The following is a 14,207-nucleotide window of genomic DNA, read 5'->3' as shown; positions in this document are numbered from 1 at the left end:
GCGCCGGGCTGGGGATCGCCAGTGTGCTGGCCGCGAGCGTGCTGACGGCGGTCGTGGACCCGCGGGCGCCGGCCAGACAAAGCTCAACCTTTGCGCAAGTTTCCGGGGATTGATGGCTCATGCAGCCAACTGCTCCATAGGGTCATGACCGTGCCTGACATATCGACAACCATGATCATCGTGCTGTGCGTGGCCGCAGCCGCCGCGGGCTGGATCGACGCGGTCGTGGGCGGTGGCGGCCTGCTGCTCCTGCCCGCCCTGCTCCTCGGCCTGCCCAGCGCCCACCCGGCCACCGTCCTCGGTACCAACAAGGCCGTCGCCATCGTCGGTACCACGGGCGCGGCCGTGACCTACCTCCGCAAGGCCCCGGTGAACGTGAAGCTCGCCGTCCGCATCGGCCTCGCGGCGCTCGCCGGCTCGATGGGCGGCGCCGCGCTCGCCGGGGGCATCAGCAAGGACGCGCTCCGCCCGCTGATCATGGCGGTGCTCGTGGTCGTCGCGGGCTTCGTGCTCTTCCGGCCCGCCTTCGGCACCGCCCCGAGCGCCTCGCCCGTCAGCCGGCAGCGGGTGCTGCTCACGATCGGCCTCGCCGGGCTCGGCATCGGCTTCTACGACGGCCTCATCGGGCCGGGCACGGGCACCTTCCTGGTGCTCGCGCTCACCGCGCTGCTCCACCTCGACCTGGTCACCGCCTCCGCGACCGCCAAGATCGTCAACGTGTGCACGAACGCCGGGGCGCTCGCGATGTTCGCGTACCAGGGCATGGTGCTGTGGCAGCTGGCCGCGCTGATGGCGGTGTTCAACCTGGCCGGCGCCATGATCGGCGCGGGCATGGCGCTCAAGAAGGGCAGTGGCTTCGTCCGCGGCGTGCTGCTGACGGTGGTGGGCGCGCTGGTGATCAAGCTCGGCTTCGAGCAGTGGGGCTGACACGCCTCGGTACGTCCGCTAAGCGGCCTCGGGGACGTAGGGCACGTCCCCGTGCCGCTCCCCCGGCTACCGCTGGGAGGTGCCCCCAGGCACGGCACCTCGTCGCGTTGTCGCAGTGCCCGAGTGCGTCCAGTACAAGGGCACTGCTCCGCCTTGCGATGCACCGCACCGGACGACGCGGAAACGCACCCCACTTCCCGAGGCCGCTTAGTACGTCCCGGTGAGGTGGGCGAAGACGACCACGTTGCCGCGGTAGCCGGTGCGCGGTGAGAAGTCGCCGCCGCAGGTGATCACCCGCAGCTCGGCGCGCGCCGAAGGCCCGTAGACGCGGGTGTCGGGGAAGCCCTTGGCGTCGTAGACCTCGACCGCGTGGACCGTGAACACGGCGGTACGGCCGTCCGCGCGCGGGATCTCGACGGCGGCCCCGCGGCGCAGCGCCCCCAGGTGGTAGAAGACCCCCGGCCCGGCGGCGTCGTCCACGTGCCCGGCGATGACGGCGGTGCCGACGGCGCCCGGTGTGGTGCCGTCGCGGTACCAGCCGGCCAGATCGCTCCGGTCCGGCGGGGGCACTTCGAGGCTGCCGCCCGGCTGCAGGCCGAGCCCGGTCAACGGGGCGTCGACCCGGATGGAGGGGATCCGGATCCGGGTGGGCGGGGATCCGGTCAGCGGCGCGAGACCGGGACCCCAGGCGGTGGAGGCGGTCAGGGCCTCGGCGGGGGAGGGCAGCGGCGGGCCGACGGGCTCTCGGGAACCGCTCGTCACGAGCCAGATGCCGACACAGGCGGCGATGGCCACGAGGCCCCCTTGGCGGGCGGTGAGGATGCGGCCGGATCGGCCAGGGGAGGCCGTACCCGGTCCAGGGCGGTCGCAGGCCCTGGGGGCCCTGGGGTCGTTCCTGGGGCCGGGCGTCGGCCAGGGCTGCCGGTCGCGGCCCCGGATTCCTCCGAAATCGCCACCCATCCGTATCCCTCGGCTTCCGTTTCGGGGTGACTGGCCGTCGCCCGGCCCCGCGACGGGGGGACCTCGCGGGGCGGGCGACGGGGGACGGTACCGGTCGGACCGCGGCCGGAGCCGCGGTGGGCGTCCGTCAGCTCCGCGTGCCGCTCGCCCGGCGACGCAGGAGCCAGGTACCGCCGACGGCGGTCGCGGCCAGCACTGCCGCTCCCGCCGCGATCTTGGCGGGGTCGGTGGCGGTGGTCGTGCCACCGCCCACCCCGGTCTGGACGTGGCCCTGCGGGCCGCGTTCGGTGACGACCAGGTCGCCGGTGGCGAACTTGCCGTTCGCGCAGGTCACCCCGATGCCGTAGCTGCCGGGACGGGTGCCGTGGGCGACCTGGAACTGCCCGACTACCACCTCCTTGCGGGTGCCGGGGGCCAGCTTGAACCGGCCGCCGCCCACCGTGGTGGCATCACCCTCGGCGTGGCTGCCGTGCCCGCAGGCACTGGTGTTCACGGTGACCGTGGTGCCGGGAGCGGCGGACTTGGGCCACACCTCCAGCGCGGCGAAGTCGCCGGGCGCGAAGCTCCCCATGCCGAGATCCGCGGCGGCGACCGCACCGGCGACCGGGCCGGCGAAAGCGGCGCAGGTCAGCGTGGCGGCGGTCAGCGCGTGGGCGGTACGTCGGCGCATGGGGACACTCTCCCTGGAGACACGGGGTCGTGGTTCCGAGGTAACCCGGCCCGCCCGCCGTGCGCCTGCTGATGTCCCGTCAGGTCCGCCTGTGGACGCTCCGCCGTGACGTTGTTTCCACAGGTCAAGCAGCTATCACCGCCATTCGGGCCGCCCGCGCCGTCCGGGTGACGGGAGGTCGTGCAACAGCGGTGCGTACGGTGGGGGTACGCAGCCGAGTCGGGACCTTCGTCCCACCTGCGGAGTATTCCGCCGCACCCCAGGGAGGGCCCCGTGACATCGGTCGTTCGGCCACAAGATCCGACCGCTCCGCTCCCGTTCTTCGTATACGGGACCCTGCGCCCGGGCGAGGTCAACCACGACCTGTTCCTGCGCGGCCGCACCCTCTCGGAGGAGCCCGCCACCCTTGCGGACGTGGCTCTCTACGACGGTCCCGGCTACCCCTTCGCGGTCGAGGACCCCGGTTCGGCCGTCGCCGGGGAGCTGGTCACCGCGGAGCCGGGCGCGTACGAGGAACTGCTGGCCGCGCTGGACCGGCTGGAGGAGTACGCAGGCCCGGGCCGCCCGGGGAACGTCTACGACCGGATCGCCCGTGAGGCGCTGCGCCCCGACGGAACCCGGGTGCTCGCCTGGGTCTACCTGGCGTCCCCGCTGGTCGCCCGCGACCTGCGGGAGTCCGGCACCGGGATACCGGGCGGCGACTGGCTGAAGCGGATCCAGGGCCCGTCGTCCTAGCGACCCGTGGCCCGCCTTACAGGCACTCGGCCGGCCTACAGGCCCTCGGCGCCCCGGTTGCGCAGCCGCTGGCCGTACTGCTGGAGCACCCACAGCTCCTCCTGGACCGCGGCCAGTTGCTCCGGCGGGGCCTGCGGGCCCAGCCGGGACAGCGTGCCCTGGATCTCGTGGACCCGGCGGTCGACGGCGCGCAGCCGCACCTGGACCAGCTGGACCCCCGCGTAGATCTCGTCCACCGTCTTGGCGTGGATGGCCTCGACCGCCAGCTCCGTGACGAGCGCGCGGACGGTGTCGTTCGGGGCGGCGTCACGCACGCGGGCGAGGTAGTCCTCGGTGCCGAGCGAGGCGCCGCCCGCGTCCTGGATGGCCTGGCGCACGGCCGCGTAGGGCGGGGCGGTGAACTCGTCCATCCCGTACGCGTCGAAGGCGGGGGAGACCAGGGCCGGGCGCTGGAGGGCCAGCTTCAGCAGCTCGCGCTCGGTGCGGTGGGCCGGGCTGCGCAGGTTCAGGGCGGGGCCGCCGCCGGTCTGCTGGGCGGCGGGCGCGGGGGTGGCCTCGTACGACGGGCGGGCGCCGCCCCGCTGCGGCCGGGCCTCGCCCTGTCCGCCGCGCTCGCGGGCCCAGCGCGCCAGCTGCGCGACGCGCTTGACCACGAACTGCTCGTCGCGGATCCCCAGCATGCCCGCGAGCTGGACCGCGGACTCGTGCTGGATCGCGATGTTCTTGATGTTGGCGACGACCGGTGCGGCCTCGTCCAGCGCGGCCGCCCGGCCCGCCGGGTTCTCCAGGTTGTGCCGGGCGACGATGTGCCGCAGCGCGAACTCGAAGAGCGGAGTGCGGGACTCCACCAGCCCGGACACGGCGGCGTCCCCCTCCGCGAGGCGCAGGTCGCAGGGGTCCATGCCGCCCGGGGTGATCGCGATCGAGGTCTCGGCGGCGAACTTCTGGTCGTCCTCGAAGGCCCGCAGCGCCGCCTTCTGCCCGGCCGCGTCACCGTCGAAGGTGAAGATCACCTCGGCGGTCGCGTTGTCCATCAGCAGCCGGCGGAGGATCTTGATGTGATCCCCGCCGAAGGCCGTGCCGCAGGTCGCGATCGCGGTGGTGACCCCGGCCAGATGGCAGGCCATCACGTCGGTGTAGCCCTCGACCACGACGGCGCGCGAGGTCTTCGCGATCTCCTTCTTCGCCAGGTCGATGCCGTAGAGCACCTGGGACTTCTTGTAGATCGCGGTCTCTGGCGTGTTCAGGTACTTGGGGCCGTTGTCGTCGTCGCGCAACTTGCGCGCGCCGAAGCCCACCACCTCGCCGCTGATGTCGCGGATGGGCCACATCAGCCGGCCGCGGAAGCGGTCGATGGGCTTGCCGCTCCGGCTGTCCTGGGCGAGCCCGGAGGTGATCAGCTCCTTGTCGCTGAAGCCCTTGCCGCGCAGGAAGCGGGTCAGGTGGTCCCAGCCGGCCGGGCTGTAGCCCACGCTGAAGTGCGTGGCGGCCGCCTGGTCGAAGCCGCGCCCGGCCAGGAACTTGCGGCCGATCTCCGCCTCGGGACTGTCCAGCTGGTCGACGTAGAACTGGGCGGCGGCCTTGTGCGCCTCGACCAGGCGGATGCGCTCACCGCGGCCGCTGGTGCCGGCGGTGTAGCCGCCCTCCTCGTACCGCAGGGTGATGCCGGCCTGGCCGGCCAGGCGCTCGACCGCCTCGGAGAAGGAGAGGTGGTCGATCTTCATGATGAAGTCGAGGGTGTCCCCGCCCGCCTGGCAGCCGAAGCAGTGGTAGAGACCCTTGCTGGGGCTGACCTGGAAGGACGGGGACTTCTCGTCGTGGAAGGGGCACAGGCCCTTGAGGTTGCCGCCGCCCGCGTTGCGCAGCTGGAGGTAGTCGGAGACCACGGCGTCGATCGGGACCGCGTCCCGTACCGCCTTCACGTCGTCGTCGTTGATCCGTCCTGCCACGCGTGAAGTCTACGGCCGGACGCCGACAAACCCGTCAGGCCCCCTCCGCCTTGATCAGCGACGCGAGCGGAACCGAGGGGTCGGCCAGTGCCTCGCGGTCCACGGGCGCCTTCGACCTGATCAGGGCCTGGATCTGCTCGGTGACATCCCACACATTGACGTTCATACCGGCCAGTACCCGGCCCTCGGAGAGCCAGAAGGCGATGAACTCCCGCTTCACCACGTCCCCGCGGATCAGCACCTGGTCGTAGCCGCCCGGCGGCGCGTACCCCGAGTACTCCAGGCCCACGTCGTACTGGTCGGAGAAGAAGTACGGCACCCGGTCGTAACTGACCTCCTGCCCCAGCATCGCCCGCGCGGCGGCCGGACCGCCGTTGAGCGCGTTGGCCCAGTGCTCGACCCGCAGCCGGGTCCCGAGCACCGGGTGGTGGGCGGCCGCCACGTCCCCGACCGCGAAGACGTCCGGATCGGAGGTGCGCAGCGACGCGTCCACGGCGATCCCGCCGCCGTGTTCCCGGTCCACCAGGGTCAGCCCGGAGGTCTCGGCGAGCGCCGTCCGCGGCGCGGCCCCGATCGCGGCGAGCACCGCGTGCGCCGGGTGCTCCTCCCCGTCGTCCGTACGGGCGGCCAGCACCATGCCGTCGTGGCCCACGATCTCGGTCAGCCTGGCCCCGAAGTGGAACCGCACCCCGTGCTCGGCGTGCAGGTCCCCGAAGAGCCGGCCGATCTCCGGGCCGAGCACCGCGTGCAGCGGCGTGGCCTCCGGCTCGACGACGGTGACCTCCGCGCCGTACCCGCGGGCCGCGGCGGCGACCTCCAGGCCGATCCACCCGGCGCCCGCGATCAGCAGGTGGCCGTTGTCCCGGCCCAGGGAGGCCAGGACGCCCCGCAGCCGCTCGGCGTGCGCGAGCCGGCGCAGGTGGTGCACCCCGGCCAGGCCCGTGCCCGGGATGTCCAGGCGGCGCGGCTCGGCGCCGGTGGCCAGCAGCAGCTTGTCGTAGGGCAGCGCCGTGCCGTCGACCAGGACCACCCTCTTGGCGTCCCGGTCCAGGTGGACCGCGGGCTGGCCGAGGTGCAGCTCGACATCGGACGCCGCGTACCAGGACGGCTCGTGGACGAAGACGCTGTCGCGGTCGTCCTTGCCCATCAGGTACCCCTTCGACAGCGGGGGCCGTTCGTAGGGATGGTCGCGCTCGTCGCCGATCAGGATCACCCGCCCCGTGAACCCCTCGGAACGCAGCGTTTCGGCCGCTTTTGCCCCGGCCAGCCCCGCGCCGACGATGACGAATGTCCGGTGTGCGTCGACCACCTGATGCCTCCTCATAACCTCTCCGCCACATGCGACCACATGCGAGCGTCCCGCACCGAGCCTGCCGCGTGAAGGGGGAGTGGCCCGATCAGCTCACCCTTCGGCGCGTCGGGCACGCCGGGTGAGGCGTGCGTGCAGGGAGCGTGCGGCCGCGTCCGTGAGGCACGCGATCTGGTCGACGACCGCCCGCTTTCTGGCCTTGTCGTCCGCCGCCGCGTCAAAGATGGCCCGGAACTGCGGGTCCAGGCCCTCGGGGGCGCGGGCGCTGAGCGCTTCTGCGAGTTCGGCCAGGACGATGCGCTGATCGGCCCGGATCCGCTCCTGCTCGTCGCGCTGCATGACGTACAGATCGGCGACCGCCTTGAGGACCGCGCACTCGTTGCGCGCCTCGCGGGGGACCACGAGTTCGGCGCCGTACCGGGTGAGACGGCCGGAACCGTACGCCTCGCGGGTGGCGCCCTCGGCGGCCAGGCAGAACCGGCCGATGAGCTGGCTGGTCGCGTCCTTCAGGCGGGCCTGGGCGACGGCCGAGCCGTCGTACCCGTGCGGCCACCACTCCTGCTCCATCAAACGGTCGAGCGCGTCCCGCAGTTCCTCCGGCTCGGTGTCGGCGGGCACGTAACGGCCGATGGCGACCCGCCAGATCGCGGTGCGCTCGGGCTCGGAGAAGAGCAGGTTGGGGTCGAGGTGGCCCGCGTGCAGCCCGTCCTCGAAGTCGTGGACGGAGTACGCGACGTCGTCCGCCCAGTCCATGACCTGGGCTTCGAAGCATTTGCGGTCGGCGGGCGCGCCGCGGCGCAGCCATGCGAAGACCGGCAGGTCATCCTCGTAGGCGCCGAACTTCACCGAGCCGGGGTCGGTGGGGTGGCCCCCGCGCGCCCACGGGTACTTGGTCGCTGCGTCCAGGCAGGCCCGGGTGAGGTTGAGGCCGACGCTGACGAGTTCGCCGCCGGCCGGGTCGGGAACGAAGCGCTTGGGCTCCAGGCGGGTCAGCAGGCGCAGCGACTGGGCGTTGCCCTCGAATCCGCCGCAGTCCTTGGCGAACTCGTTGAGCGCCTCCTCGCCGTTGTGGCCGAACGGCGGGTGGCCCATGTCGTGGGAGAGGCAGGCGGCCTCGACGAGGTCGGGGTCGCAGCCGAGCGCGGCGCCGAGCTCCCGGCCGACCTGGGCGCACTCCAGGGAGTGCGTGAGGCGCGTACGGGGGCTCGCGTCCCAGTCGTACGAGCGGGTGCCCGGGGTGACCACCTGGGTCTTTCCGGCGAGGCGGCGCAGGGCGGCCGAATGCAGTACGCGGGCCCGGTCGCGCTGGAAGGCGGTCCGGCCGGGCCGTTTGTCGGGCTCGGCGGCCCAGCGCTCGGTGTCGGCTGCGTCGTAGAGGTCGTCTGCGGTGGCGTGCGTGGTGCCTTCCATGAATCGACGGTAACCGGAACCTCCGACAAACCGGGATCAGGCGGAGACGAGTTCCGGCCGCAAGACGCCGCGGGGCAGCGCCAGGGCCTGGTCGTAGCGGTGCAGCAACAGCCGGGCGAGGGCCGGGTGGTCGCCCAGCGGGGCCGCGGCGAGGGCGGGCGAGGCCGCGGCGGTCTGGGTGGCGAACCGGCCGGGAGCGGCGAAGTACGAGGCCACGGCCGTCCGGTGGTGGCCGCGGGCGGCCAGTGCCCGGACCGCGTCGGGTGCGCTCGGCCCGGCGGCCGAGGCGTAGGCCGGGACCACCGGGACGCCGCCGAGGCGTTCCGCGAGCAGGTCGGCGGTGCTGCGGGTGTCGGCCGCCGAGTCGGGGTCGCGGGAACCGGCGGCGGCGAGGACCACGGCGTCGCCGGGGGTCCAGCCGGCCTCCAGCAGCCGTTCGTAGAGGGCCTCGACGAGTAGCGGATGCGGGCCCAGCGGCGGGGCGAAGGCGACGCGCAGGTGCGGGGCGCGGGCGGCGGCCGCCGGAAGGTCGCGCTTGACGTGGTACCCGCGGCCGAGGAGCAGCGGGACGAGGACCGCCTCGCCGCGCAGCTCCCGCAGCACGTCGTCGAGGAGCGGCTCGCTCAGCTCGATGTGGCCGAGCCGGACGTCGAGGCGGGGCCGGAGTTCGCGGACACGGTCGAGGAGGGCGCGGGCGGTGTGCGCGGCGCGGGGGTCGCGGCTGCCGTGCGCGACGGCGACGAGGGTGGGCTGCATGGGCGGACTCCGGGTCGGCGCAAGGTGCTGAGCTGTGTGCCCAGCTGGATGGTGATGAGGCTGAGCAGCTCGGCCGCGCTGTCGAAGGGGAGGGGCAGGATGTCGGGAGGGTGCACCGGCTCCGTCATGAACCGATCCTGCGCGCCGGAGGTTGCCGCCGCGTTGCGCCGGGATGACGGGTGTTTTCCTGTTGCTCACCCACCCGCTCGGTCATCCGTGCGAGTGAATGGCGGGGAGGGCGGAACTGGAGGACGGGGCTCGCTCGTCAATCCGTGCGAACGATGTGTGGAACGTGTGGTGCATGGGGGGCGATCATGAAGGTCACGGAGCGCGTGCGGTCGGCGGCGGCAGCGGCGGCAGCGGCGGCGGCGGGGAGGCGGCCGAGGCTCCCGCTCGGTGTGCCGGGTCGGCGGCGGGCCGTGCGGGTGGTCATGGCGGGCTGCGTGCTGGCGCTGCTGCCCTCGGCGTGGACGCACGCGGCGGCCGCGGACCGGCTGCGGACCACGGCCGACGCGCCGGCCGCCGAGGTGGCCGTGGTGTTCGGGGCGGGCCTGTGGAACGGGCAGCCCACGCCCTATCTGGCCAGACGGCTCGACGCGGCCGCCGAGCTGTACCGCGCGGGCAAGGTCAAGGTCGTGCTGGTCACCGGGGACAACAGCCGTCAGGAGTACGACGAGCCCGACGCGATGCGCACGTATCTGGCCAAGCACGGGGTTCCGGACGGGCAGATCGTCAGCGACTTCGCCGGCTTCGACACGTGGGACTCGTGCGTGAGGGCCAAGGAGATATTCGGGGTCAAGCGTGCCGTGCTGATCAGCCAGGGCTTCCACATACGCAGGGCCGTCGCCCTGTGCCAGGTGGCGGGCCTGGAGTCGTACGGCGTCGGCGTGGACGACGAGCACGACTCCACCTGGTACTACGGCGGGACCCGCGAGGTGTTCGCGGCCGGCAAGGCGGCGCTGGACGCGGTCTTCAAGCCCGCGCCGCACTTCATGGGGCCGAAGGAACAAGGGGTGTCGCGGGCCCTGGGCGCTCTGACAGACTGACGCGGCGTCGGCTTATGCCGATTAGTCATATGCCGGTCTGTCGGTCCGAGCGTCAGAGGTGTGGAACGTGGCTGTTGTGGATCTGGGCGGCAAGGTCGTCGTCGTCACCGGTGGAGCCCGCGGCCTGGGCGCGGCGACGGCACAGGCCGTCGTGGACGGTGGCGGCAAAGTCCTGATCACCGACGTGCTGGAGGCGGAGGGCGCGCAGACGGCCGCGAAGCTCGGCGGCTCGGCGCGCTTCCTCAGGCACGACGTGACGAGCGAGGCCGACTGGCAGGCGGCGCTGGAGTACGCGGTCGCCGAGTTCGGCCGCCTCGACGGCCTCGTGAACAATGCCGGCATAGCCACCGGCCAGTTCCTGGAGCACGAGAGCGTCGATCACTTCCGCCAGGTCGTGGAGATCAACCTGGTCGGTGTGTTCATCGGTATCAAGACCGCGATCCCGCTGCTGCGGGCGAACGGCGGCGGTTCCATCGTCAACATCTCCTCCGCCGCCGGCCTGACGGGACTGGCCCTCACCGCCGGGTACGGAGCCTCCAAGTGGGGCGTGCGCGGCCTGTCGAAGATCGGCGCGGTCGAGCTCGCCGAGGCGAAGATCCGCGTCAACTCCGTACACCCCGGCATGACGCTGACCCCGATGACCGCCCCCGTCGGCATCCAGGCGGGCGAGGGCAACTTCCCCGGTACCCCGATGGGCCGCGTCGGAGTCCCCGAGGAGATCGCCGCCGCCGTCGCGTTCCTGCTCTCGGACGCCGCCGGGTACATGACGGGCGCCGAACTCGCGGTCGACGGCGGCTGGACCGCGGGCCTCACGGCGAAGCACATGACCGGCCAGTGATCCCGGTCCGGCCGGTGGAAGAAAACACGCGCCCCTCCCGCGTGACGTCTTCCCCGACCCGGCGGCCGGGCCGGCCACCGCAGCGCCGGGCCTCACCGCAGGCGCCGGGCGGCGCTGAGGCAGAGCACCCCGACCCGTAACGCGGGGCGGCTGCCGGCGTAACACCGACGACGCACGCTGGCGTCATGCACACCTCGGACTCCGTCACCGCCACGCACTGCCCGTACTGCGCGCTGCAGTGCGGCATGAACCTCCGCTCCGCACCGGGCGTCGTGGACGGCGCCGGTGTGACGGTGGAGGAGCGGCCGGACTTCCCCGTCAACCGGGGCGCGCTGTGCGGCAAGGGCCGCACCGCCCCCGCCGTGCTCTCCTCCCGGGTGCGCCTGACCGGTCCGCTCGTCCGCACCCACGCCGGGCAGCTCGAACCGGCCACCTGGGAGGAGGCTCTCGACGCCGTCGCCGAGGGCCTCGCCCGCACGGGCCGCGCGCACGGCCCGGACGCGGTCGGCGTCTTCGGCGGCGGCGGGCTCACCAACGAGAAGGCGTACGCGCTCGGCAAGTTCGCCCGCGTGGCCCTGCGCACCTCGCAGATCGACTACAACGGCCGCTTCTGCATGTCCTCGGCCGCCGCCGCGCACCAGCGGGCCTTCGGGCTCGACCGGGGCCTGCCCTTCCCGCTGGAGGACATCCCCCGCACCGGCTGCGTGATCCTCGTCGGCTCCAACCTGGCCGAAACCATGCCGCCCGCCCTGCGCTACCTCACCGAACTCAAGGCCAACGGCGGCACCCTGATCGTCATCGACCCCCGCCGCACGCGCACCGCCGAACAGGCCGACCTGCACCTGGCCCCGCGCCCCGGCACCGACCTCGCGCTCGCCCTCGGCATGCTGCACCTCGTGGTGGCGGAAGGGCGTACGGACGAGGAGTTCATCGAGAGCCGCACCACCGGCTGGGAGGAGGCCCGGGCCGCCGCGATGGCCCACTGGCCCGAGCTGGTGGAACGTGTCACCGGCGTTCCCGTGCCCAAGCTGCGCGAGGCGGTCGCCATGTTCTGCGCCCCCTCCTCCGCGATGGTCCTCACCGCCCGCGGCCCCGAGCAGCAGTCCAAGGGCACCGACACCGTCGGCGCCTGGATCAACCTGTGCCTCGCCACCGGCCGGGCCGGCCGCCCGCTCTCCGGCTACGGCTGCCTCACCGGCCAGGGCAACGGCCAGGGCGGCCGCGAGCACGGCCAGAAGGCCGACCAGCTCCCCGGCTACCGGAAGCTGACCGACCCGGCGGCCCGGGCACACGTGGCCGGGGTCTGGGGCGTCGACCCCGCCGACCTCCCCGGCCCCGGCCGCAGCGCGTACGAACTGCTCGACGCCCTCGGCACGGACGTCCGGGCCCTGCTCCTGATGGGCTCCAACCCGGTGGTGTCGGCCCCGCACGCCTCCCACATCGAGGACCGCATCCGCTCCCTGGACTTCCTCGCCGTGGCCGACGTGGTCCTCTCCGAGACCGCCGCCCTCGCGGACGTGGTCCTCCCGGTCACCCAGTGGGCGGAGGAGACCGGCACCACCACCAACCTGGAGGGCCGCGTCCTGCTCCGCCGCCGGGCCCTCACCCCGCCGCCGGGAGTCCGCACCGACCTCGAGGTACTGCACGGCCTCGCCGGCCGCCTCGGCGTCGAGAAGGGCTTCCCCACCGCCCCCGAGGAGGTCTTCGACGAACTGCGCCGTGCCTCGGCCGGCGGCCCGGCGGACTACTCGGGCATCACCTACGCCCGCATCGAAGCCGAACAGGGCGTCTTCTGGCCCTGCCCGGAGGAAAGCCCGGGCACGCCCCGCCTGTTCCTCGACCGCTTCGCCACCGAGGACGGCCGGGCCCGCTTCGTCCCCGTCGTCCACCGGGGCGCCGGCGAGGTCCCCGACGCCGAATACCCGCTGCTGCTCACCACCGGGCGCGTGGTCGCCCAGTACCAGTCCGGCGCCCAGACCCGCCGCGTCGCGGAGCTCAACGAGGCCGCCCCCGGCCCCTTCGTGGAGCTCCACCCCCGCCTCGCCGCCCGCATCGGCGCCGTCGACGGCAGCCCCCTTGCGGTGATCTCCCGCCGCGGCCGCGCCGTGGCCCCGGCCCGCATCACCGACGCCATCCGCGCGGACACCGTCTTCATGCCGTTCCACTGGCCGGGCGAGGGCCGTGCCAACACCCTGACCAACCCGGCGCTAGACCCGGTCTCCCGGATGCCGGAGTTCAAGGTGTGCGCGGTCCGCGTCGAACCGGCCACCTAGGATTCCCGCCCCGGAGGCCGGGCCTGGACGAGAAGCGGATCGGACATGAGTCCGATCCGCTTCGGCGTTCCCGCCGGGGGGTAACCATCCGGTCACGCACCGGACGCAGAAAGTGTTCGCACGCCCCTCGTGGCAGTGGTGTGTCGTACCCCACACTGAAGTGCGGTGCCCCCGTCCTCGGAGCCCTGGAGGTCGCCCCCGTGCAGACCCGGATCCTGACCGTGACCGTGAACGTGAGCGAGTCCTCGGAACCCGCAGAGGCCGAAGCCGTGGACGAAGAGCACGAAGAGCCCGAGGTACTTGAGCTGATCGAGCCGGTGCCCCCGCAGCGCAAACGGACCTCGGCGGACGGTGGGGCGGGCCCGTCCGCCGATCTGTTCCGGCAGTACCTGCGCGAGATAGGCAGGATCCCGCTGCTGACCGCAGCCGAGGAGGTGGACCTCGCGCGGCGCGTCGAAGCCGGACTGTTCGCCGAGGAGAAACTGGGCAGCACCCCGGACCTCGACTCCCAGCTCGCCCTGGACCTCGACAAACTCGTCGTCATGGGGCGCATGGCCAAACGTCGGCTGATCGAGTCGAACCTGCGGCTCGTCGTCTCCGTCGCGAAGCGGTACGTGGGACGCGGGCTCACCATGCTCGACCTCGTGCAGGAGGGGAACCTCGGGCTCATCCGGGCCGTCGAGAAGTTCGACTACGCCCGCGGGTACAAGTTCTCCACCTACGCCACCTGGTGGATCCGGCAGGCGATGTCCCGGGCCCTCGCCGACCAGGCCCGGACCATCCGGGTGCCCGTCCACGTCGTGGAGCTGATCAACCGCGTCGTGCGCGTACAGCGCCGCATGCTCCAGGAGCGCGGGTACGAGCCCACCGCCGAGGAGGTCGCCGCCCACCTGGAGCTGACCCCGGAGCGGGTCCTGGAGGTGCTCCGCCTCGCCCAGGAACCGGTCTCGCTGCACGCCCCGGTCGGTGAGGAGGACGACGTCGCGCTCGGGGACCTCATCGAGGACGGCGACGCCGCCTCGCCCGTGGAGTCCGCCGCGTTCTTCCTGCTGCGCGAGCACCTGGAAGCCGTGCTGTCGACCCTCGGCGAGCGCGAGCGGAAGGTCGTCCAGCTACGGTACGGGCTCGCCGACGGGCGCCCGCGCACCCTGGAGGAGATCGGCCGGATCTTCGGCGTGACGCGCGAGCGGATCCGCCAGATCGAGTCCAAGACCCTCAGCAAACTGCGCGACCACGCCTTCGCCGACCAGCTCCGCGGCTACCTGGACTGAGGGGCGAGGACCGGGGCGGAAAGGCCGGGGCATAAACGCGAAAGGGGGCGCCCCGAAGGGCGC

Annotated in this window: 12 protein-coding genes; 6 read left to right on the top strand and 6 right to left on the bottom strand. The window is 73.1% G+C overall.

Annotated elements, in window-relative coordinates:
- Positions 1 to 150: 150 nt before the first annotated feature.
- A complete protein-coding gene (locus tag OG737_RS08705) occupies positions 151 to 927 on the top strand; it encodes a sulfite exporter TauE/SafE family protein (RefSeq protein WP_405679979.1) in 777 nt (258 codons plus the stop codon).
- A gap of 207 nt (positions 928 to 1,134) precedes the next feature.
- Here the strand turns inward: OG737_RS08705 and OG737_RS08700 are convergent, their stop codons facing one another.
- Together OG737_RS08700 and OG737_RS08695 are read right to left on the bottom strand one after the other, a co-directional pair.
- Positions 1,135 to 1,722 carry a class F sortase gene (locus OG737_RS08700; RefSeq protein WP_328925625.1) on the bottom strand — a complete coding sequence of 196 codons (588 nt, stop codon included), beginning with the start codon at positions 1,720 to 1,722 and terminating at the stop codon, positions 1,135 to 1,137.
- Positions 1,723 to 2,014: 292 nt separating this feature from the next.
- Entirely contained in the window at positions 2,015 to 2,557 is a 543-nt protein-coding gene (locus OG737_RS08695; protein ID WP_328925624.1) for a hypothetical protein, read from the bottom strand.
- 273 nt (positions 2,558 to 2,830) lie between these two features.
- Between OG737_RS08695 and OG737_RS08690 the strand changes: the two genes are divergently transcribed.
- Entirely contained in the window at positions 2,831 to 3,292 is a 462-nt protein-coding gene (locus tag OG737_RS08690; protein ID WP_328925623.1) for a gamma-glutamylcyclotransferase family protein, read from the top strand.
- A gap of 35 nt (positions 3,293 to 3,327) precedes the next feature.
- Here OG737_RS08690 and dnaG read toward each other — a convergent pair whose 3' ends face one another.
- The 4 genes from dnaG to OG737_RS08670 form a co-directional block, all read right to left on the bottom strand.
- Positions 3,328 to 5,241, bottom strand: coding sequence for a DNA primase (gene dnaG / locus OG737_RS08685; RefSeq protein WP_328925622.1), 1,914 nt, complete (start codon positions 5,239 to 5,241; stop codon positions 3,328 to 3,330).
- A gap of 34 nt (positions 5,242 to 5,275) precedes the next feature.
- A complete protein-coding gene (locus OG737_RS08680) occupies positions 5,276 to 6,550 on the bottom strand; it encodes an FAD-dependent oxidoreductase (protein ID WP_328925621.1) in 1,275 nt (424 codons plus the stop codon).
- Positions 6,551 to 6,643: 93 nt separating this feature from the next.
- Positions 6,644 to 7,960, bottom strand: a complete 1,317-nt coding sequence (locus OG737_RS08675; RefSeq protein WP_405679980.1) for a deoxyguanosinetriphosphate triphosphohydrolase — start codon at positions 7,958 to 7,960, stop codon at positions 6,644 to 6,646.
- Positions 7,961 to 7,996: 36 nt separating this feature from the next.
- The gene (locus OG737_RS08670) at positions 7,997 to 8,716 is read right to left on the bottom strand and encodes a sirohydrochlorin chelatase (RefSeq protein ID WP_405679981.1); all 720 of its coding nucleotides are present in this window, start codon (positions 8,714 to 8,716) and stop codon (positions 7,997 to 7,999) included.
- A gap of 314 nt (positions 8,717 to 9,030) precedes the next feature.
- Here OG737_RS08670 and OG737_RS08665 point away from each other — a divergent pair, with 314 nt between their 5' ends.
- The 4 genes from OG737_RS08665 (at position 9,031) to OG737_RS08650 (ending at position 14,144) form a co-directional block, all read left to right on the top strand.
- On the top strand, positions 9,031 to 9,762 hold the full coding sequence (locus tag OG737_RS08665) for a vancomycin high temperature exclusion protein (RefSeq protein ID WP_405921384.1): 732 nt from the start codon (positions 9,031 to 9,033) through the stop codon (positions 9,760 to 9,762).
- 67 nt (positions 9,763 to 9,829) lie between these two features.
- Positions 9,830 to 10,600 carry a glucose 1-dehydrogenase gene (locus OG737_RS08660; protein ID WP_405679983.1) on the top strand — a complete coding sequence of 257 codons (771 nt, stop codon included), beginning with the start codon at positions 9,830 to 9,832 and terminating at the stop codon, positions 10,598 to 10,600.
- A gap of 185 nt (positions 10,601 to 10,785) precedes the next feature.
- Positions 10,786 to 12,873, top strand: coding sequence for a molybdopterin oxidoreductase family protein (locus tag OG737_RS08655; protein ID WP_405679984.1), 2,088 nt, complete (start codon positions 10,786 to 10,788; stop codon positions 12,871 to 12,873).
- A 140-nt stretch (positions 12,874 to 13,013) separates the two neighbouring features.
- On the top strand, positions 13,014 to 14,144 hold the full coding sequence (locus OG737_RS08650; RefSeq protein WP_328925617.1) for an RNA polymerase sigma factor: 1,131 nt from the start codon (positions 13,014 to 13,016) through the stop codon (positions 14,142 to 14,144).
- The last annotated feature ends 63 nt before the right edge of the window (positions 14,145 to 14,207 follow it).

This window comes from Streptomyces sp. NBC_00122 (genome assembly GCF_045160845.1).
GTDB lineage: Bacteria > Actinomycetota > Actinomycetes > Streptomycetales > Streptomycetaceae > Streptomyces.
Note: the sequence above shows the minus strand (reverse complement) of the source record. Positions and strands in the feature narration are given on the sequence as shown.